The sequence below is a fragment of the Microbacterium sp. P2_F9 genome, assembly GCF_056403635.1.
The window spans coordinates 39,611-57,760 of record NZ_JBFUFC010000001.1; the positions used below are offsets into that span (position 1 = coordinate 39,611).

Genomic DNA, 18,150 nt, shown 5'->3' on the forward strand with positions numbered 1-18,150 from the left:
GCTGCCGAACATCGGTGCCCCTGCCAGGAGGGCCCTCGACGAGGCGGGGGTACGGGACTTGGATGACGTCAAGAAGGCTGGACTCGATCACCTTGCGACTCTCCACGGAGTCGGTCCGAAGGCGATCAGCATGTTGAGAGCCGCTCTTGAGGAATAGCCGCCGACCTCGGCCGCGATCCGTGATGCTCCGCTCCGTCCAGAATTGAGTCGTGACTTTGGAGCGTGTGTCGGCTGCCGACATCGATCAATTGCGCAGCTTCCTGGTCGAGGTGGATCTGACTCTGGCAGGACTTGAGGACCCGACAACTCATCTGTGGATCGAGCGTGACGAGAGCGGCAACGTGATCGGCACAACGGGGTTCGAGTTGAGTGAGGACTGCAAACACGCGCTCATCCGCAGCGTTGCGGTGTCGCCGCCACAGCGCGTTCGGGGCGCGGGCTCTCGGTTGGCTCGGTACGCCATGGATCAGGCGCGGGTGGCAGGAGCCACACAGGCATGGCTGTTCTCGCGCCGATCAGGTGCGTTCTGGCAGAAGCTCGGCTTCACCCGCGCTGACCGCGACGAGCTGGCCCAGGCGCTCCCACACGCGCATCAGGTGCGACTCTTCGTCCAAACCGGCCAGCTTCAGCGGGAGGTTGCGTGGTCTCGAACGCTCGAGGACCACGACCGCTGAGCACCGGCTATCGGCCTCCGCAAGTCGACTCATCTAATGCGGCAAGCTCATTGCTCGATGAACCGCACCGGGAGATCGGCGATGTGCAGCCCGGAGGAGCGGATGACTTCCTCGATCGCCGCGTGCTGCTCGTCCGGGGCGACGATCTGCACCTTCTCGATTCCCTCGACCGACGTGCCGCTGTCGGCCCAGTAACTGCTGACCGCGCGATCCTCGGCGAGCTCGGTGAGCAGCGCGAGGTACGCGTCACGCTCGCCTGGCTCGAGGACGAAGCCGAGATTCGCCGAGTTGAATTCGACCGCATCGTTCGCATCCAGACCGGCGGCGGCGAGCAGATCGTCGGCGTGCTCGATGAGCGGCAGAAGGTGAGTGAACCCCGCCGGAACTTGCTCTTCCAGCGCGACGAGGGCGAATCTGTCGTCCTCCCAGAGCGCAGGCTGGATAGCGAGACCCGGAGCCACCCGATCGAGTTCAGCGACGAGCGGCACCGCGTCGAGCCCGAAGTCAGGACACCGCACGTCGCCGTCGGCAGCGTCGGGGTCTGTTGGTACTGCGTGCAGCAGCACCTCCGCTCCGGCGGGCGTACTTACACGAATCGACCACGTGACGGGGTCGGGATAGTCGGTCGAGCACGCCGTTTCGAGCAGGACTGGAAGTCCAGCATCGTCCACGGCGACGGACATCCATGACGTCGGGTTCGAGAAAGCCGGCGCTTCGACCCATCGCTCTTTGTCGACGCCGTCCACGCCGGGGAGGCTCTCGACCTGTTTTTCGAAATCGTCGAACTCCTGAGTCGGGCGGTCGAAGTGCGCTTCGTTGACCATCCACCCGAACATCACGAGAGCGCCGATCACGAAGCCGGCGATCGTGAGCACCAGAATCGACAGCGACCCGCGCTTTACGATCTTCGCGCGACGGCGACGGGCGTCCCCACCCTCAGATGCCGGTTTCGGTTCTGAACTGAGGGTCGTCGACATCGCATCGCCTCCTGAGGCGTCGAACATACCGCGTGCGGGCGACGTCATGGCTATCCGCCGAGAATCACCGAACTGAACGGCAATGGGAGAACGGTTCGTTCTCTAGGTTTGGGTTGTGACGGTACGCGGGAACGACGTCGAGGAACCGCTGGCCGGTGGCGACGTCACGGAGGGCGTGGTGCGGGTCGGTGACACAGTGCGCCGCCCGGTGAGCGGGGTATCGGAGTCCGTCCGTCAGGTCCTCGGGCACCTCGAGTCCGTGCGGTTCGCTGGTGCTCCTCGGTTTCACGGTGTCGATGCGAAAGGCCGCGACATCCTCGATTTCATCGACGGTCAGGTCGCAGGCCGTCCCTGGCCTGCCTGGGTCGCGGATCCGGCGCGTATCGCGAGCGTGGCACGGCTGGTGCGCGCGTTCGATGATGCGATGGAGCCGCTCGGTGTGCCCAGCTGGGCGACTGGACTGCGACAGCCAGATGTTCTCGGGATGCCTGCCTCGATCGCTGAGGCACCGACGCTGGTCGCACACCTTGACATCACTCCGGAGAACGTCGTCTTCCGTGACGCGCGCGCTGCGGCTCTGATCGACTTCGACATGATCCGCCCCGCCAGTCGTGCGGAGGAGGTCGCGAACCTGCTGCTGTGGTGGGGTGGTTGGATGCCGGAGCCGGACCGAGAGGTCGCCTCGCGGCATCTCGATCCGATCGAGACAGGCTCGCTGATTGTGGAGACGTATGGGCTGGATGTCGCGGCCCGGTCGACCCTTGTGGAGATCTCGATCAACGGCGCCGACCGTTCCTGGTTCCTCATGAAGTCGCGCGCTGAGATGTTCGGCGGAGGCTGGCAGCGCATGTGGGAAGAAGGTGTCGGCGACCGCATCCTCCGCCGTGCGCAGTGGCTCCGAGACAACGCGACTGCGCTGCGGCGGGCCGTGCGCTCGACGATTCAGACGAGCGCCGATCAGAGCTGACCTGCGCCGCACGAGCAGCTCTTCGAACACAGAGGGGGACCATCGAGGGACCCTCGTACGGTCGGTGTGTTGAATGCGGCCAGGTGGGGCACCGCGGGCTATCTAGGGTTACCTCATCGGCCTCTTCCACCCGGAAGCGGTCGGCGCGCTCGACTTGACCATCTGGTGCGACCTCGATCTGGCTACCGCTCGAGCCCGAGGAATCAAACGTGACGCCGACCTCGGTCGAGACCACTCACGTCTCTGGGACGACGTGTGGGTCCCGAACGAACGCGACTTCGAGGCCAACTTCGGCCCAAGGGAGCGAGCTGACCTCCTATACCCGACCGACTGAGAGCCCGAAGTGACCGTGTTGCGGACTCGACAGGAATCCCGCCTGCGACGAGCATGGCGGCATGGAAGTCATTCGCGTTATCGCCGATCTGCATGTCGCTGACATTCCGCCCGCACGGGATTTCTACACGGAGTTTCTCGGACTCAGCGCGGAGGACTTCAATCTGGGCTGGGTCGCGCGATTCTCCGCCCCCGAGCCCAGTACTTACGACCAGACCGTACATATCCAACTCGTCACGCGGGACGCATCCGCTCCGCTGGATCCCGTCGCGTCGATCCTGACGCCGGACGTCACCGCGGCCTACGAAGAGGTCAAGCAGCGCGGATACGAGATCGTGTACCCGCTGACTCACGAACCCTGGGGCGTGCATCGATTCTTCGTCCGTGCCCCCGATGGCAACGTGTTCAACATCGTGCACCACGACAAGTGAGCAGCACGCACACCGACCGGCTTTCGGACGGGCGTCGCCACTGAGGAGAATCAGCGCATGGCCGTTCGAATTGAGTTGGCGACTGACCGAGCTGCGGCGCTTGCTGGAAGACGACGCGGACGCGTGGTGGGTCACCTGTGTCAACCTGCGCCGAGAAGCACGTGGCCGCGGAATCGGGGCCGAGCTCCTGAAAGCAGCCGTTGATCACGCCCGCGCGCACGGCGCCACGGTCGTGGACGGACACCCCGTCGACAAGGACCGGCTCACAGGGAATCCGTCGCCCGCGTCCCTCTTCACCGGCACTCTCGCGATGTTCACGGCTGCCGGCTTCCACGAGCTCGGACGCACCTACCCCAGTCGTCCAGTGATGCGCCGGGTCCTCGCCAAGTGAACCCGCCGGGCGGAGGCCCTGCACGCGGACCGTGGGGGACCGCTGAATGACGCCTGGGGTCAGACCGGGAAGAGCGGTTCGAACGGTGCGGGCGGGATCTCCACCCCGATCGGATCACCTGGCCTCACCACCCCGCCAGCTATCACCACCGCCATCACTCCCGCCTTCCGGATCGTGCGACCCTCGGCATCCGTGCCGACGACTTGCTTGAGCAAGCCCGGTTCGAATCGATCGATCTGCACGCACGGGTTGCGCAGACCCGTGAGTTCCACAACAGCATCGAGGCCCAGTCGCAGACGCGTTCCGCGAGGAAGTCCCAGCAGGTCGACCCCTTCCGTGGTGATGTTCTCGCCAAGCTCACCCGGGGCGACCTCGGCGGTCACCTCGTCGAACAATTCCGCATGGATGAGGTGAACCTGCCGGAGATTCGGCTGCGTCGGATCGCGTCGCACCCGTGAGAGATGCTGCACTGTCGCGCCGAAGTGCGCGTCGCCTTGCACACCGAGGCCGGCGACAAGCGTGATGGATTCCCGGGCCGGCTTCGTGAAGCGATGTTGATCGTCGCGGCTCACCGAGATCACGCGTGCGGCAGTCGCCATGGTTCCATCGTGCCGCACAGACCGCCGAGTGGCGAGGGGACTTCGCTCCGGCATCTGCGCGGAGACGTCGCAGCCAGAGAACCGACGCGGTAACTTGAGTTTCAGTCCCTCGACAGAGGAGTGATGATGCCCGAGGAATCCGCGCGTCCAGTTGGGCCGTGGGGGAAGTTTGTCGCCCTCGTCATGGGTATCCCGCCGATCGCGGTGCTGGCCGCCGACGATGACGAGGATGTCGACGGAGACGACCCGCCCCAGAAACGACCGCCGGGCTACTAGCCGCGCACCGGCCATGCAGGCGCGATGAGGTCCGAGCTGCGGCTTGGGAATCCGGCCGCGGCGATGGGCGTTCGGTCTCGATGTGCACCCCGCTCCTGTCGACGTCGTGGTGATCGGTGCGGGTCAGGCCGGATTGTCCGCTGCCTACCACCTCGCGCGACGCGGATTCGTTTCGAGCGAACGCGCGACCGGAGCAGATCAGACGTACGTCGTGCTCGACGCGAACAGCGAGCCCGGAGGAGCGTGGCAGCACCGCTGGGCCTCGCTGAAGATGGCGACGGTCAACGGCATCCATGAGCTGCCCGGATTCGCGGTGCCGCCGGCCGATGCGCACGCGGCGAGCCGGGATGTGCTGCCACCGTACTTCGCCGCGTACGAGGCGGAATTCGCCCTGGACGTGCGACGCCCGGTGCGTGTCACCGCCGTCCGACGCGACGACGATCGACTCGTCGTCGAAACCGATCACGGCGTGTGGAAAGCCCGGTACGTCATCAACGCGACGGGCACCTGGACCCGCCCGTTCTGGCCGCACTACCCCGGCCAGGGTCGCTTCCGAGGGCGCCAACTGCATGTCGCGGATTACGTCTCGGCCGAGGAGTTCGCCGGCAAGCGGGTGGTGATCGTGGGCGCCGGGATATCGGCGGTTCAGCTGCTCGACGAGATCTCGCGCGTCGCCGAAACGTTCTGGGTGACGCGAAGCGAGCCGGAGTGGTCCGAGGAGGCCTTCGACATTCCTGCCCGGGTCGCCGCGATCGCGGGCGTCGAGGATCGCGTGCGTCGCGGGCTTCCGCCGGGGAGCGTCATCTCGGTGACCGGGATGCACTGGACGCCGTGGGCCCGCGCCGCCGAGGCGCGCGGAGTGCTGGTGCGGCATCCGATGTTCTCCTCGATCGAGGAGAACGGCGTGCGCATGCCGGACGGATCGCTCGTCGAGGCGGACGTCATCCTGTGGGCGACCGGCTTCCGTCCAGCGCTGGACCATTTGGCGCCCCTGCGGCTGCGCACACCGGACGGCGGAATCCGCGTCGCGAACACGCGCGCGACGGACGAGCCGCGTCTCTTCCTGATCGGGTACGGGCCTTCGCAGTCCACCGTCGGCGCGAACCGTGCCGGCCGCGAGGCCGTGCGTGCGATCGTCGCGGATCCGGTGCCCCTCGCGGCCTGAGAACACGACTGGCCCACCCGAGCTCGCCGGCTGTCCCGTCACTGTCCACGGCCCGCGTTCGGCGCGCGAGGGATCGACGCGCTGACCCTCACCAGCCGTCGATGTGCAGGACGTCGTCGAGCGGCGCACGGTGCGCGGGTCGGAAGTCCGTTCCCACGGTGTAGGCGACGGGCAGCAGTACGCCTTGGCGCACGGTCGGCGGGATGCCGAGGAGCTCTGCGATCTCACGCTCGTACGCGAGATGCAGGGTCGTCCAGGCGCTTCCGAGGCCACGCGCCCGCAGCGCGAGCTGCAGACTCCAGGCGGCAGGCAGAAGCGACCCCCACAGGCCGGCCTGACTTCCAGGCTCGAACTCCTCGGCGCCCGTGAAGATCGCGCCGATCACGAGGACGGGGACGTCGCCCATGTGCTCCGCCAGGTAGTCGGCGCTCGATGAGACCCGCTGCTGCACCGCCTGGCGCGTCGGGTCGGCGTACGTCCGGCCACCGGACGCGCGATACCGGGCGAACGATCGCGCGTACAGCGAGGCGATGGCGTGGCGCTTCTCAGGGTCGGTGACGATGATCCAGTGCCACGTCTGGGCGTTGCTCCCGGTCGGCGCCTGGAGCGCGACCTCGAGCGCTTCTCGGACGACGTCGACCGGGACGGGTCGCTCGAGGTCGAGCCGACGCCGCACGGAGCGCGTCGTCGTCAGCAGTTCGTCGGGGCTCAAGGGGAGTACATCGCTCATAGCCCGACGTTATCGGGCGCAGAACCCGCCCGCGTTCGCTGATATCCGTCTGATACCGACCGGGTGCATGGTCAGCGCAAATGCGACGGCGCCCACGGGGTCAAGGAAGACATCCTCGCCGGTCGGCTCCGCGCTCACCTAGGGGGAGAGTGACATGGAAACGAATATTCGCCGCACGACCAAGTCCGCCACGGTTGGGGGAAGAGTGAAATCACGATGGGCTCTGGCCGTGCTGCTCGGCCTCACCGGCGTCGCCCTGTCAGCTGGAGCCGTCCACGCCACGCCGCCATCACAGCTGACGCAGACTCTCTTGACGCGGGGGACGAACGTGTCGAACGGAACCATCCCACTGCACGTCGGAACAGATGTCGCCATGGCGACGATCACCGTTGAACCGGGCGGTTCCTCCGGCTGGCACTCGCATCCGGGCGGCGCGATCATCGTCGTCAAGGAAGGCGAGCTCACCGTCTACGAATCGGTCGGCAACCATTGCGAGATCGAGACTTACCGCGCGGGGCAGGCGTTCATCGAACGACCCGGCGAAGTGGATCAGGTCGTCAACTACGGCACTACCCGATACGTGCTCTACGTCACGTTCCCAGATGTGCCTCCGGGCGGATCCCCGAGGACTGACGTCCCGAACCCAGGCACCTGCCCCGGTCAGTAGCGCGTCGTCCGCGGTGCCAGCACGTCCCGCGGCGTCACATTCCGGCGTCATCGCGGCGCGGACGGCAATACTGCCTCCATGGCTGACGCGGCGGATCTTGTCACGCGACCCGGCGCTCGCGGCGCCCTCGTCGATGCTCAGGAACCACCGGTGCTCGAACGCGTGTGGGCGGAGAACCTCCCGGAGCTCTCCCACCGCGTCTCGCCCGTCCGCACACCGCAGCCGCAGCTTCTCACGCTGAACGAGGAGGTCGCCCGGGATCTCGGGCTCGACCCCGATTACCTGCGGTCGCGCGCAGGCATCCGCTTCCTCACCGGCGAGTCGTTCAGGGAGGGTTCCAGCCCGGTCGCGCAGGTGTACGCCGGCCACCAGTGGGGGGTCTTCCAGCCGATCCTCGGCGACGGCCGCGCCGCGCTTCTCGGCGAGCGACGCGACCGCGCCGGACGCCTGCGCGACGTGCATCTGAAGGGGATCGGACCCACCTCGATGTCGCGGGTCGACGGCTTCGCCGTGGTCGGGCCGATGCTCCGCGAGTTCCTGATGGGCGAGGCGATGCAGGCACTCCGCGTTCCCACCACCCGGGCGCTCGCCGTCGTGGGCACCGGCGCCCCGCGCGAGCACGGCGGGCAGACGCTGCCGGGCGCGGTGCTGGCGCGCACCGCGACCAGCCATGTGCGGTTCGGCTCTTTCGAGTACGTGCGCGCGCAGGATGATCCGGCGCTGCTCGCCCGCCTCGCCGATCACGTGATCGCCCGCCACTACCCGCGTGCGGCCGCCGCTGAGCACCCTTACCGCGCGCTGCTCGCCGAAGTCGTGGACGCGGTGGCAGCGCTCACCGCCGACTGGATGCGCACCGGGTTCGTCCACGGCGTGCTCAGCACCGACAACGTCCTGGTGTCGGCGGAGACCATCGACTACGGTCCATGCGCATTCCTGGATGCGTACGAGCCAGGCGCGTACTTCAGCTCGATCGACCGATTCGGCCGCTACGCCTACGACCAGCAGCCCTCGATCATGCGCTGGAACCTCGAGCACCTCGGCCATGCGCTTTCGCCGCTCTTGGCCGACGCCCCGTCGACGGCTCAGCAGATCGCCGCGGAGCTGGTCGACGGGTTCGACGCCCGCTATCGGTCGCACTGGGCCGCGGCGTTCCGCGCGAAGCTGGGCCTCGACGACCGGGTCGACCCCTCGGTCGCCGCCGAGCTCGCGCACGCCGCTCTCGACCTGCTCGCCGATCACGGGGTCGACTTCACAGGCTTCTGGCGAGATCTCGCCGCTGCCGCAGAGGGTGATGAGCGGCCACTGCGCGGACGCTTCCTCGGATCGGTCCCTGAGCTCGACGCGTGGCTGGTCCGGTGGTCGGCGCTTGCACCGGATGCCGCGGCCATCCGGGCCGTGAACCCCGTCTACATCGCCCGCAACCACATCGTCGAGGAGGTGCTTTCGGCCGCGACCGAGGGCGACCTCGCGCCCTTCGAGCAGCTGGTCGACCTGCTGCGCGATCCCTACACGGAGCGCTCCGGAAGCGAGTACCGACGCTTCGCGCGGCCGGCCCCCGACGGCGCACCGCGGCATCGCACCTACTGCGGCACCTGACTGGGGAAGGGGCCGTCGACGGCCTGGGTCAGGAGAGTGCCTGCTCCTGCCGGGGCAGCACGGTGAGCACCCGCTGGATGTGCTCGCGGAATTCGGCCATGAACGTCCGCAGGCGGGCTTCCATCTGAGGGTTGGTGACCGTGCCGTCCTCGGCGAAGTCGTCGTGCGAGAAGCTGATGTACGCCTCGGGTGCGGTCATCTGACGCGCGTTGCAGAAGCTCAGCACGCCGCGCAGGCTCTGCTGCGCGAGGGCGGTGCCGATAGGCCCCCTGGAGGCCCCGATCACCGCGGCCGGGATGTGGTCGAACGAGGTCGGTCTCGTCGGCCGCGATGCCCAGTCGATGGCGTTCTTCAGCGCGCCGGGGATGGAGCGGTTGTATTCCGGGGTGACGAAGAGCACGGCATCCGTCTCACTGATCGCCTGCTTCAGTGCGCGCGCTGCCGGAGGGAAGTCCGCGTCGTAGTCGGGGCTATACAGCGGCAGGTCGCGGATCGGGATCTCGGTGAACTCCAGGTCGTCGGGTGCCAGCCCGATCAGCGCCTTCGCGAGGATCCGATTGATCGAGGTCGAGGACAGGCTGCCCACGAAGTATCCGACGCGGTATGTCATGGTCGCTCCCTTCCGTCTGGTTCGAGTTCAATCTTGCTGCCTTGCACGCGAGCGGCGACCCGCAGATGGGGAATCATGGCAGGGTGTCTGATCCGAAGAGCGAACCTCGCGGCTGGCTGTTGCCCGTCCTCTTCGTGATCTACCTCGTCCTGCTCGCTTGGATCGTGCTCTGGAAACTCGAGGTTCCGTGGATCGGGGAGGCGGCGCTGCTCCCGCGTCCCATCAAGCTGATCCCGTTCGTGCCTGACGGCGACGCCGACGCCAGCGCGCCGCTCGAGGTGGTGTTCAACTTCCTGCTGTTCATCCCGTTCGGCCTCTATCTCGGGCTGCTCGTGCCGACGTGGAAGTGGTTCGCCGTGACCGGCGTGCTCGTCGGAGCGAGCCTGGTGCTGGAGATCATCGAGCACGTGCTCTCCATCGGCAGCTTCGACACCACCGACGTGATCGTCAACACGGCCGGAGGCCTCGCGGGGCTCGGGCTGCTGGCGCTTGCCCAACGCCGATTCGGGGCGAGGACCTCCGTGCTCATGATGCGGATCCTGGTGATCGGGACGGCGCTCGGGCTGCTGGCGGTGGCGATCTTCATCGCCTCACCTCTGCATTACGCGCCGCAGAAAGATGTGATCGTCCGGACGTGAGTGATGAACGACGGATGCCGCGACCCGGCCGGGTTCGCGGCATCCGAGATGCGGAGCAGAGCTGTCAGCCGACGGCCTTCGTCACAGCATCGGTGATGCGCTTCTCGACGGCAGGCGTCCAGCTGTTCACCGCGAAGGCGGTCGGCCAGATGTCGCCGTCGTCGAGCTGGGCGCGGTCTTCGAAGCCGATGGTCGAGTAGCGGGTCTTGAACTTGCCGGCCGGCTGCACGAAGACGACCATCTTGCCCTCGTCGTTCGCGAATCCCGGCATGCTGTAGTACGTCTTGGGCACGAGGTGGGGTGCCACCGCGGTCACGACGTCGTACAGGCCCTGGGCGATCGCCTTGTCGGGGTCGTCGAGCTTCGCAATGGCATCGCGCACCGACTTGTCGCCGGCTTCGCGGTTCTTGCCGGCCTTCGCCTGCTCGCGAAGCTCCTTGGCGCGCTGCTTGACGGCCTCACGCTCGTCATCGGACAGCCCGGCGGATGTCTCGGTCTTGGCCATTTCGGTCTCCTTCGGTCTGAGTCACTGGGCGCCGCGTCTTTCTGGCGCCTCCTTCAGGCTAGGCAGTGTGGCGGCGGGGCGCTTCTCCGATCCTGCTCGATCGTTTTCGAGCGCGACGGAGGCGTCGAAAACGACTGGATAATCGAATGTCGGTGGGCATTCGTACCTTCAAGTCATGGAGTTTCATTCGATGCCGGCGGGAAATGATGCGTTGAAGACGATCGGCGCACGCGCCGAAGATGCGGAGTCCGTCGAGTGGATCGACGAGGCGGACCTCGCCGACGGCGCCGGTGATGAGGGCTGGTGGAAGCCGGGTCCCGCCGCGGAGCATGACCGGGAGATGGACGTCATCGAGGGGTTTTCGGTCGCGTTGCGGGCGCTCGTCGCCGAGCAGTACAGGTTGATGGCCGAGATCGTCCGCGACGCCGAGGCGATGCCGGACCCCTGGGTCGGTCCTGACCCGACGCTCGATCCAGCCTGGAGCGATGTGCGGGGCCGCGGCATCGAGGCGATCCGTCGCGACCGCCAAGCGTTGGCGGTTCGAGCCGCGGTCGCGGACATCGCGGTGCGCCTGCGCATGGACGAGACGACCCTCCGGAAGCGCGCCGTCCACGCCGAGACTCTCCGGCAGCGGTGCCCGCTGCTGTGGTCGAAGTTCCTCGGCGGCCAGGTCTCCGAGTCCAATGCGGTGTCCGCCGCACAGTTCGCGGCCACCATTCCGGAGGAAGGCGGCTCATGGGTGGCCTTTGACGAGCAGGTGGCCGTCGTCGCCGTGCGGCTCACGCCGGGGAAGTTCCGCACGGCGGCGCGCAGCATCCGGGAGCGGGTCCACACGGAGGTTCCCGCACACTGACCGGATACCGACTCGATTGGTCCCGCACGTCCGGGGGCGTCGATACTGGATCTGAACGTCGGTGCCCGCAGCGCCGTCGTCGTCCACACGGCGAGTTCGCCGCAGCGAGGGAGATTCATGGCCGGGCCGCTGCAGATCTGGGCCTTGACGGGGATGCCGGAGGTCGCGGTCGGAGACGATCTGGCGACGCTGATCCTGGAGTCCGTCTCGCAGGTCGGCATCCCGCTCGTCGACGGCGACATCCTCGTGGTCACCTCGAAGATCGTCTCAAAGGCGGAGGGTCGGATGATGGCTGCGGCCGACCGCGAGGACGCCATCACGCAGGAGACCGTGCGGGTCGTTGCGACCCGCCCAGGGCCAGGCGCGCACCCGACCCGCATCGTCGAGAACCGGCTCGGCATCGTGGGGGCCGCCGCAGGGGTGGACGCCTCCAACACCCCGGACGGCACGGTGCTCCTGCTGCCGCTCGACCCCGACGCGTCAGCCGTCGCGCTGGCCGGCGCCCTCCGTCGGCGCACCGGCGCACGCCTCGGCGTGATCGTCAGCGACACCCTCGGCAGGCCGTGGCGCGAGGGTCAGACCGACATCGCGATCGGCGCTGCCGGTGTGCACGTGTTCGACGAGCTCGGCGGCACCGCCGACAGCCATGGCCGGCCGCTCATCGTGACCCGCCCGTGCCTCGCCGACGAGATCGCCGCCGCCGGCGACCTCGTCAAGGGCAAGACGTCGGGTTCGCCGGTCGCCGTGGTCCGGGGCCTCGGCGCCCACCTCGGCGACCTCGACCTGCCGGGGGCCCGCAGCATCGTCCGCGCGAGCGATCGGGACATGTTCCATCTGGGCAGCGACGAGGCCCACCGGCAGGGCTATGAAGCAGGATTCGAAGCGGGCGGCGCAGCCGCCCGGGCCGCGCTCCGCGCGGAAGAGAAGGAGTGAGTCATGACTCTCACACTCGGATACAAGGCATCAGCCGAGCAGTTCGCCCCGCGCGAGCTCGTCGAGATCGCGGTCGCCGCCGAGCGGCACGGCTTCGAGTCGGTTGCGGTGAGCGATCACTTCCAGCCGTGGCGCAACACCGGCGGTCACGCCCCGTTCTCTCTCGCCTGGATGGCCGCCGTCGGCGAGCGGACGTCGCACATCCGCATCGGCACGAGCGTCATGACCCCGACGTTCCGGTACAACCCCGCGGTCGTCGCTCAGGCTTTCGCGACACTCGGATGCCTCTACCCCGACCGGGTCTTCCTCGGCGTCGGCACCGGCGAGGCCCTGAACGAGGTGGCCACCGGCTTCCGCGGCGCAGGTCCCCAGGACTGGCCCGACTTCAAGGAGCGCTTCGCCCGCCTCCGCGAAGCGGTGCGCCTCATGCGGGAGCTCTGGGCAGGGCACCGGGTGAGCTTCGACGGCGAGTACTACTCGACCCACGAGGCATCCATCTACGACGTCCCGGCCGACGGCATCCCGATCTTCATCGCCGCCGGCGGTCCGGTCGTGGCGAAGTACGCGGGACGGGCTGGGGACGGTTTCATCTGCACCTCCGGCAAGGGGCGCGAGCTTTACGTCGACAAGCTGATCCCGGCGGTCGCCGAGGGCGCTGCGGCCGCCGGTCGGGACGCCTCCACCATCGAGCGGATGATCGAGATCAAGATCTCCTACGAGGAGTCGCGCGAGCCCGCGTTGAACAACACCCGGTTCTGGTCGCCGCTCTCGCTGTCGGCGGAGCAGAAGCACGACATCACCGACCCCAGCGAGATGGAGCGTGCCGCCGACGCGCTGCCGATCGAGCAGATCGCGAAGCGCTGGATCGTCGGGACCGACCCGGACGAGATCGTGGCCGCCGTCGCGGAATATGTCGACTGGGGGTTCACGCACCTCGTGTTCCACGCCCCCGGGCACGACCAGGAGCGGTTCATGCACCTCTTCGAACGCGACCTCGCGCCGCGGCTGCGGGCGCTGTAGCGCCGCGCCCGAGCCCGCGGTCGCGGCCCCCATCGACGCCGCGCACCGTCCGAGGTACCGTGGGCCGGGAACCGGACACGCCGAACAGGACACACCTTGCGATACGCCCGCAGCGTCGCCGATCTCATCGGCGGCACGCCCCTCGTGCAGCTCAATCGCGTCACCGACGGCATTCGTGCGACCGTGCTCGCGAAGGTGGAGTACTTCAACCCCGGCGGGTCGAGCAAAGATCGCATCGCGTCGAACATCATCGACGCGGCTGAGCGGGACGGACTGCTGCGGCCCGGCGGCACCATCGTCGAGCCGACGAGCGGCAATACCGGGGTCGGGCTCGCGCTCATCGCGCAGCAGCGCGGCTATCGGTGCATCTTCGTCGTTCCCGACAAGGTCGCCGAAGACAAACGGGCGGTGCTTCGCGCGTACGGCGCGGAGGTCGTGGTGGCGCCCACCTCCGTCGAGCCGGACGACCCACGCTCGTATTACAGCGTCTCAGATCGGCTCGTCGCCGAGACCCCCGGAGCGTTCAAGCCCAACCAGTACGCCAACCCGAACGGGCCGCGCAGCCACTACGAATCGACCGGCCCCGAGATCTGGCGCGACACCGACGGCCTCGTCACGCACTTCGTGGCCGGTGTCGGCACCGGTGGCACGATCACCGGCGCGGGCCGTTACCTCAAGGAGGCGTCCGAAGGCGCCGTCCGGATCGTCGCGGTCGATCCGGTGGGGTCGATCTACTCCGGCGGCCCGGTGCACACGTACGACGTCGAGGGCGTCGGCGAGGACTTCTGGCCGGCCGCCTACGACCCTTCGGTCGTCGACGAGATCCACCGGATCTCCGACGCGGAGTCGTTCGCGATGACCAGGCGCCTGGCCCGCGAGGAGGGCCTGCTCGTCGGGGGCTCCAGCGGCATGGCCGTCGTCGGCGCGCTGCGGGTCGCGTCCGAGCTGCCGGCGGACGCCGTCGTCGTCGTGCTCCTGCCCGATCACGGCCGCGGCTACCTGAGCAAGCTCTTCGACGACGACTGGATGACCGCCCACGGCTACGACACGACCGACCCACCGGGAGACGAACCGCATGACCGATGACCACCCGCTGCCGGCTCGAGGATTCGACAGTCTGGCGGTGCACGCCGGCCAGGCGTTCGACCCGACGACCGGAGCCGTCATCCCGCCGGTGCATTTCTCCACGACGTATGCGCAGGATGGCATAGGCGGACTCCGCCGTGGGTTCGAGTACGGGCGAAGCGGCAATCCCACCCGATCCGCCCTCGAGACCCAGCTCGCGGCGATCGAGGGCGGTGCACAGGCGCTGTCGTTCGCCTCCGGCCTCGCCGCAGAGGACGCTCTGCTGCGTTCCGCGCTGCGACCAGGCGATGAGGTGCTGCTCGGGAGTGACGTCTACGGCGGCACGTATCGGCTCATCGCCCGCATCCTCGGGCCATGGGGGGTCGGCCTGCGCATCGTCGACATGAGCGATCTGGATGCCGTCGCCGCGGCTCTCGAGGACCGCCCTGCCCGCATCGTCTGGGTCGAGACACCCAGCAATCCGCTCCTGCGGATCACCGACATCGCCGGATTGGCGCGGCTCGGCCACGCCGCGGGCGCCCTCGTGGTGGTGGACAACACCTTCGCCTCGCCCGCCCTGCAGCGCCCACTCGCGCTCGGAGCGGACGTCGTCGTGCATTCGAMCACGAAGTACCTCGGCGGGCACTCCGACGTCGTCGGCGGCGCTCTCGTGTTCGCCGACGACACCGTGTACGAGAAGGCGAAGTTCTTCCAGTTCGCGGTGGGCGCGGTATCGGGTCCGCTCGATGCGTGGCTCACGACCCGAGGAATCAAGACCCTCGCCCTTCGGATGCAGCGGCACAGCGAGAACGCGGGGGCGATCGCTTCATTCCTCTCCGGGCATGGAGCGGTCGAAACGGTCTACTACCCCGGTCTGCCGGGTCATCCGGGGCATGACATCGCGGCCGCCCAGATGTCGGCGTTCGGCGGAATCGTCTCGATCGCGCTCGGTGACGCGGCGTCGGCACGACGATTCGCGGAGTCGACACGACTGTTCCAGCTCGCCGAGTCGCTCGGCGGGGTGGAGTCCCTCGTCAACTACCCCGACGAGATGACCCATGCGTCGGTGCGCGGGACCGAACTGGCGGTCCCCGACGATGTCGTCCGCCTGTCGGTCGGAATCGAGAGCGTCGACGACCTCATCCAGGATCTCGAGGACGCGCTCGCCACGCTCTGACACCGGGCATCCGATGCTCGATGCCAGACGTCCCCCGGCCGGTCCCGCCGATGCCACGACCTAGACTGGTGGCATCCCCTTTTCGCGCTCGATCAGCCCCTTGAGTCCCGCCGTGTCGTCAGCAGCCGCATCCCGCACCTTCGAGGTGCGCCACGTGCAATTGGCGCGCGCCGCGTTCGCGGCCCTGGCGGCGATCATGATCACCTTCTCGCCGGATCACTCGGCGGCGGTGGGCATGGCGGTCTTCAGCGGATTCGCGATCGCGACCGGACTCGTCCTTCTCCTCTCGATCTGGCTCGTCTACCCCGCGGGCCAGCGCTGGCCCATCGTGCTGATGGCGATCGTGACCATCCTGATCGGGATGGTCGGCGGGATCTCGCTCTGGCGGACGGTTCCGGTGTTCTTCGCGTCGGTGATCGTCTGGGCGCTGCTCACCGGTGTCATCGAACTCGTCGCAGGGATCCGGGCGCGCCGTGCGCTGCGCTCGCAGGACGACCCGGAGCGCCGGTCCGAGGCGCGCGACGCGATCGCGGTCGGAGCCATCACGCTCGTCCTCGGCGTGGCGATGCTCTTCGTGCCGACCGGATACGCCCTGAACTACTACATCGAGGACGCCGGACAGGCGTTCACCCTCACCGGAATCACCATCGGCGTCGGACTCTTCGGGGCCTACGCCGCCATCGTCGCCGTCTACCTGGCGATTGCGGCGTTCTCGCCGCGTACGCCGGCACTCGCTCCCGGGGCCTCCGTCGAGGGCGACACCGCATCAGATCGAGGAAGCGCCGCGTGACCGACGACAAACCCACCCGCCGCGACCTCATGAAGCCGATTCAGCTGCTGGGGCTGGCCTTCGGCGCCGCCCTGTTCACGGGCATCGTCACGCTCGTCTCGATGGGCTTCTTCCAGCAGCACACTGCGGCCCAGACCGGCAAGGCCGCGGTGGTCGCCGCCGTCGCCGCCGGCATCGCGTTCATCGCGGTGCTGCTGATCGTCTCGCTGCTCCTGCTGGCGGTCGACCCCGCCCAGGTGCGCAAGCAGATCGACCGCCCCGTTCTGCTCGACCCCGAGGAAGACGACGACAAGCCGAAACCGGATGCCGCGGCATCCGGTGACCCGAAAGCCTGACTCAGCCGCTTTCGCGGATCGCGGTTCAGTCCAGGCCGTCGACCAGGTCGGAAGCGACCCCGATGTAGGTGGCCGGGGTGAGGGCCAGCAGCCGCGCCTTGGCGGCATCGCCGATCTCGAGCCCGCGGACGAACTCGGCCAGCTCCGCTGCCCCGACGCGCCGGCCCCGGGTGAGCTCCTTGAGCAGCGCGTACGGGTCGGCGATCGTGGACCGCCCGGCCGCGACCTCGGCGCGGACGACCGTCTGGATCGCCTCGCCGAGCACCTCCCAGTTGCCGTCGAGGTCGGCCAGGAGCACGTCCTCGGCCAGGGAGATCTCACGCAGGCCCCGCTGCAGGTTGTCCAGGGCGAGCAGCGAGTGCCCGAATGCCACGCCGATGTTGCGCTGCGTGGTGGAGTCGGTGAGGTCGCGCTGCAGCCGCGAGGTGACGAGGGTCTGCGAGAGCGTCGCGAGCAGTCCGCCCGCGATCTCGAGGTTCGCCTCGGCGTTCTCGAACCGGATCGGGTTGATCTTGTGCGGCATCGTGGAGGAGCCGGTCGCACCGGCGACCGGGATCTGCGCGAAGTACCCCATCGAGATGTAGGTCCAGATGTCGGTGGCGAGGTTGTGCAGGATGCCGCCGGCATGCCGCACGCGGTCGTAGAGCTCCACCTGCCAGTCGTGCGATTCGATCTGGGTCGTAAGCGGGTTGAAGCCCAGTCCGAGCGACTCGATGAACTCGCGCGAGATCGTCGGCCACGCGGCATCCGGATCAGCGGCGAGATGCGCCGACCAGGTGCCGGTCGCACCCGAGAACTTCGCGAGGAAATCGGATGCCGCGATCTGCGACGCGACCCGCTCCAGGCGCCACGCGAAGACCGCGATCTCCTTGCCCATGGTGGTGGGGGTGGCCGGCTGTCCGTGCGTGCGCGAGAGCATCGCGGCGTGACGGTGGTCGACGGCGAGGGCGCTCAGGGCGTCGATCACCGCGTGCAGCTTGGGCAGCCACACGCCCACCACGGCACGCTGGACCGTCAGGGCGTAGGCCGTGGAGTTGATGTCCTCGCTCGTGCACGCGAAGTGGGTGAGTTCGGCGATGGAATCCAGGCCGAGCTCGGCGAGACGGTCGCGCACCAGGTACTCGACAGCCTTCACGTCGTGACGCGTGACCGCTTCCTTGGCGGCGAGCCAGTCGATCTCGTCCTGTCCGAAATCGCGGTACAGCGCGCGCAGTCGCGACTTCACGGTGTCGCGCAGGGGGGTCGTGCCGAACAGCGAGCGGTCGGTGAGCGCGAGCAGCCACTCGACCTCGACCTCGACCCTGGCGCGGTTCAGCCCGGCCTCGGAGAGGAATTCCGCGAGCGGTGCGACGGCCGCGCGATAGCGACCGTCCAGCGGGCTGAGTGCCTGGCCATCGAAGAACTGCGGGGAGGAGGAG

22 protein-coding genes are annotated in these 18,150 nt (G+C 68.2%); 16 read left to right on the top strand and 6 right to left on the bottom strand.

What is annotated here, in order from left to right:
• Positions 1-224: 224 nt before the first annotated feature.
• A complete protein-coding gene (locus AC1DVT_RS00195) occupies positions 225-674 on the top strand; it encodes a GNAT family N-acetyltransferase (protein ID WP_477385486.1) in 450 nt (149 codons plus the stop codon).
• Positions 675-721: 47 nt separating this feature from the next.
• On the opposite strand, the gene AC1DVT_RS00200 is transcribed toward AC1DVT_RS00195, so the two are convergent.
• Positions 722-1,651 carry a hypothetical protein gene (locus AC1DVT_RS00200; protein WP_477385488.1) on the bottom strand — a complete coding sequence of 310 codons (930 nt, stop codon included), beginning with the start codon at positions 1,649-1,651 and terminating at the stop codon, positions 722-724.
• 115 nt (positions 1,652-1,766) lie between these two features.
• On the opposite strand from AC1DVT_RS00200, the gene AC1DVT_RS00205 reads away from it, so the two are divergent.
• The 3 genes from AC1DVT_RS00205 (at position 1,767) to AC1DVT_RS00215 (ending at position 3,773) form a co-directional block, all read left to right on the top strand.
• The gene (locus AC1DVT_RS00205) at positions 1,767-2,618 is read left to right on the top strand and encodes a phosphotransferase (RefSeq protein WP_477385490.1); all 852 of its coding nucleotides are present in this window, start codon (positions 1,767-1,769) and stop codon (positions 2,616-2,618) included.
• 395 nt (positions 2,619-3,013) lie between these two features.
• Complete coding sequence (locus AC1DVT_RS00210; protein ID WP_477385492.1) at positions 3,014-3,382, top strand: VOC family protein; 369 nt, start codon at positions 3,014-3,016, stop codon at positions 3,380-3,382.
• Positions 3,383-3,482: 100 nt separating this feature from the next.
• Positions 3,483-3,773 carry a GNAT family N-acetyltransferase gene (locus tag AC1DVT_RS00215; RefSeq protein WP_477385494.1) on the top strand — a complete coding sequence of 97 codons (291 nt, stop codon included), beginning with the start codon at positions 3,483-3,485 and terminating at the stop codon, positions 3,771-3,773.
• A gap of 59 nt (positions 3,774-3,832) precedes the next feature.
• Here AC1DVT_RS00215 and AC1DVT_RS00220 read toward each other — a convergent pair whose 3' ends face one another.
• Positions 3,833-4,372 (bottom strand): MOSC domain-containing protein, encoded by a 540-nt coding sequence (locus AC1DVT_RS00220; protein ID WP_477385496.1) that lies wholly within the window; start codon positions 4,370-4,372, stop codon positions 3,833-3,835.
• 126 nt (positions 4,373-4,498) lie between these two features.
• Between AC1DVT_RS00220 and AC1DVT_RS00225 the strand changes: the two genes are divergently transcribed.
• Positions 4,499-4,648: a hypothetical protein gene (locus AC1DVT_RS00225; RefSeq protein WP_457099725.1), complete on the top strand. Its 150-nt coding sequence runs from the start codon at positions 4,499-4,501 to the stop codon at positions 4,646-4,648.
• Positions 4,649-4,730: 82 nt separating this feature from the next.
• Positions 4,731-5,813: an NAD(P)-binding domain-containing protein gene (locus AC1DVT_RS00230; RefSeq protein ID WP_477385498.1), complete on the top strand. Its 1,083-nt coding sequence runs from the start codon at positions 4,731-4,733 to the stop codon at positions 5,811-5,813.
• Positions 5,814-5,901: 88 nt separating this feature from the next.
• On the opposite strand, the gene AC1DVT_RS00235 is transcribed toward AC1DVT_RS00230, so the two are convergent.
• Positions 5,902-6,543: a nitroreductase family protein gene (locus tag AC1DVT_RS00235; RefSeq protein WP_477385500.1), complete on the bottom strand. Its 642-nt coding sequence runs from the start codon at positions 6,541-6,543 to the stop codon at positions 5,902-5,904.
• A 154-nt stretch (positions 6,544-6,697) separates the two neighbouring features.
• On the opposite strand from AC1DVT_RS00235, the gene AC1DVT_RS00240 reads away from it, so the two are divergent.
• Both AC1DVT_RS00240 and AC1DVT_RS00245 read left to right on the top strand, forming a co-directional pair.
• Positions 6,698-7,210 (top strand): cupin domain-containing protein, encoded by a 513-nt coding sequence (locus tag AC1DVT_RS00240; protein WP_457099722.1) that lies wholly within the window; start codon positions 6,698-6,700, stop codon positions 7,208-7,210.
• 78 nt (positions 7,211-7,288) lie between these two features.
• A complete protein-coding gene (locus tag AC1DVT_RS00245; protein WP_477385502.1) occupies positions 7,289-8,806 on the top strand; it encodes a protein adenylyltransferase SelO in 1,518 nt (505 codons plus the stop codon).
• A 28-nt stretch (positions 8,807-8,834) separates the two neighbouring features.
• Here AC1DVT_RS00245 and AC1DVT_RS00250 read toward each other — a convergent pair whose 3' ends face one another.
• A complete protein-coding gene (locus AC1DVT_RS00250; protein WP_477385504.1) occupies positions 8,835-9,416 on the bottom strand; it encodes an NADPH-dependent FMN reductase in 582 nt (193 codons plus the stop codon).
• Between the two features lie 83 nt (positions 9,417-9,499).
• On the opposite strand from AC1DVT_RS00250, the gene AC1DVT_RS00255 reads away from it, so the two are divergent.
• Positions 9,500-10,054, top strand: coding sequence for a VanZ family protein (locus tag AC1DVT_RS00255; protein ID WP_477385506.1), 555 nt, complete (start codon positions 9,500-9,502; stop codon positions 10,052-10,054).
• 64 nt (positions 10,055-10,118) lie between these two features.
• On the opposite strand, the gene AC1DVT_RS00260 is transcribed toward AC1DVT_RS00255, so the two are convergent.
• Positions 10,119-10,559, bottom strand: a complete 441-nt coding sequence (locus AC1DVT_RS00260) for an iron chaperone (RefSeq protein WP_477385508.1) — start codon at positions 10,557-10,559, stop codon at positions 10,119-10,121.
• Between the two features lie 175 nt (positions 10,560-10,734).
• On the opposite strand from AC1DVT_RS00260, the gene AC1DVT_RS00265 reads away from it, so the two are divergent.
• The 7 genes from AC1DVT_RS00265 (at position 10,735) to AC1DVT_RS00295 (ending at position 16,732) form a co-directional block, all read left to right on the top strand.
• Positions 10,735-11,412, top strand: coding sequence for a hypothetical protein (locus AC1DVT_RS00265; protein ID WP_477385510.1), 678 nt, complete (start codon positions 10,735-10,737; stop codon positions 11,410-11,412).
• 117 nt (positions 11,413-11,529) lie between these two features.
• Positions 11,530-12,345, top strand: a complete 816-nt coding sequence (cofE, locus tag AC1DVT_RS00270) for a coenzyme F420-0:L-glutamate ligase (RefSeq protein WP_477385512.1) — start codon at positions 11,530-11,532, stop codon at positions 12,343-12,345.
• A gap of 3 nt (positions 12,346-12,348) precedes the next feature.
• Positions 12,349-13,365, top strand: a complete 1,017-nt coding sequence (gene fgd / locus AC1DVT_RS00275) for a glucose-6-phosphate dehydrogenase (coenzyme-F420) (protein WP_477385514.1) — start codon at positions 12,349-12,351, stop codon at positions 13,363-13,365.
• A gap of 96 nt (positions 13,366-13,461) precedes the next feature.
• Positions 13,462-14,451 carry a pyridoxal-phosphate dependent enzyme gene (locus AC1DVT_RS00280; RefSeq protein WP_477385516.1) on the top strand — a complete coding sequence of 330 codons (990 nt, stop codon included), beginning with the start codon at positions 13,462-13,464 and terminating at the stop codon, positions 14,449-14,451.
• Positions 14,441-15,607, top strand: coding sequence for a cystathionine gamma-synthase (locus AC1DVT_RS00285; RefSeq protein ID WP_477385518.1), 1,167 nt, complete (start codon positions 14,441-14,443; stop codon positions 15,605-15,607). The genes AC1DVT_RS00280 and AC1DVT_RS00285 overlap by 11 nt, the downstream gene beginning before the upstream one ends.
• Before the next feature lie 112 nt (positions 15,608-15,719).
• Positions 15,720-16,397 (top strand): acyl-CoA synthetase, encoded by a 678-nt coding sequence (locus tag AC1DVT_RS00290; RefSeq protein ID WP_457099712.1) that lies wholly within the window; start codon positions 15,720-15,722, stop codon positions 16,395-16,397.
• Complete coding sequence (locus AC1DVT_RS00295; RefSeq protein ID WP_457099711.1) at positions 16,394-16,732, top strand: amino acid transporter; 339 nt, start codon at positions 16,394-16,396, stop codon at positions 16,730-16,732. The genes AC1DVT_RS00290 and AC1DVT_RS00295 overlap by 4 nt, the downstream gene beginning before the upstream one ends.
• A gap of 25 nt (positions 16,733-16,757) precedes the next feature.
• Here AC1DVT_RS00295 and purB read toward each other — a convergent pair whose 3' ends face one another.
• Positions 16,758-18,107 carry an adenylosuccinate lyase gene (gene purB, locus AC1DVT_RS00300; RefSeq protein WP_477385522.1) on the bottom strand — a complete coding sequence of 450 codons (1,350 nt, stop codon included), beginning with the start codon at positions 18,105-18,107 and terminating at the stop codon, positions 16,758-16,760.
• Positions 18,108-18,150 lie beyond the last annotated feature (43 nt).

What these genes read in the sequence shown, in the direction of transcription:
- fgd (WP_477385514.1), top strand. Translation starts at nt 12,349, where the DNA reads ATGACTCTCACACTCGGATACAAGGCATCAGCCGAGCAGTTCGCCCCG.
- AC1DVT_RS00250 (WP_477385504.1), bottom strand. Translation starts at nt 9,416, where the DNA reads ATGACATACCGCGTCGGATACTTCGTGGGCAGCCTGTCCTCGACCTCG.
- AC1DVT_RS00240 (WP_457099722.1), top strand. Translation starts at nt 6,698, where the DNA reads ATGGAAACGAATATTCGCCGCACGACCAAGTCCGCCACGGTTGGGGGA.
- AC1DVT_RS00220 (WP_477385496.1), bottom strand. Translation starts at nt 4,372, where the DNA reads ATGGCGACTGCCGCACGCGTGATCTCGGTGAGCCGCGACGATCAACAT.
- AC1DVT_RS00200 (WP_477385488.1), bottom strand. Translation starts at nt 1,651, where the DNA reads ATGTCGACGACCCTCAGTTCAGAACCGAAACCGGCATCTGAGGGTGGG.
- AC1DVT_RS00210 (WP_477385492.1), top strand. Translation starts at nt 3,014, where the DNA reads ATGGAAGTCATTCGCGTTATCGCCGATCTGCATGTCGCTGACATTCCG.
- AC1DVT_RS00235 (WP_477385500.1), bottom strand. Translation starts at nt 6,543, where the DNA reads ATGAGCGATGTACTCCCCTTGAGCCCCGACGAACTGCTGACGACGACG.
- AC1DVT_RS00260 (WP_477385508.1), bottom strand. Translation starts at nt 10,559, where the DNA reads ATGGCCAAGACCGAGACATCCGCCGGGCTGTCCGATGACGAGCGTGAG.
- AC1DVT_RS00225 (WP_457099725.1), top strand. Translation starts at nt 4,499, where the DNA reads ATGCCCGAGGAATCCGCGCGTCCAGTTGGGCCGTGGGGGAAGTTTGTC.
- cofE (WP_477385512.1), top strand. Translation starts at nt 11,530, where the DNA reads ATGGCCGGGCCGCTGCAGATCTGGGCCTTGACGGGGATGCCGGAGGTC.
- AC1DVT_RS00245 (WP_477385502.1), top strand. Translation starts at nt 7,289, where the DNA reads ATGGCTGACGCGGCGGATCTTGTCACGCGACCCGGCGCTCGCGGCGCC.
- AC1DVT_RS00265 (WP_477385510.1), top strand. Translation starts at nt 10,735, where the DNA reads ATGGAGTTTCATTCGATGCCGGCGGGAAATGATGCGTTGAAGACGATC.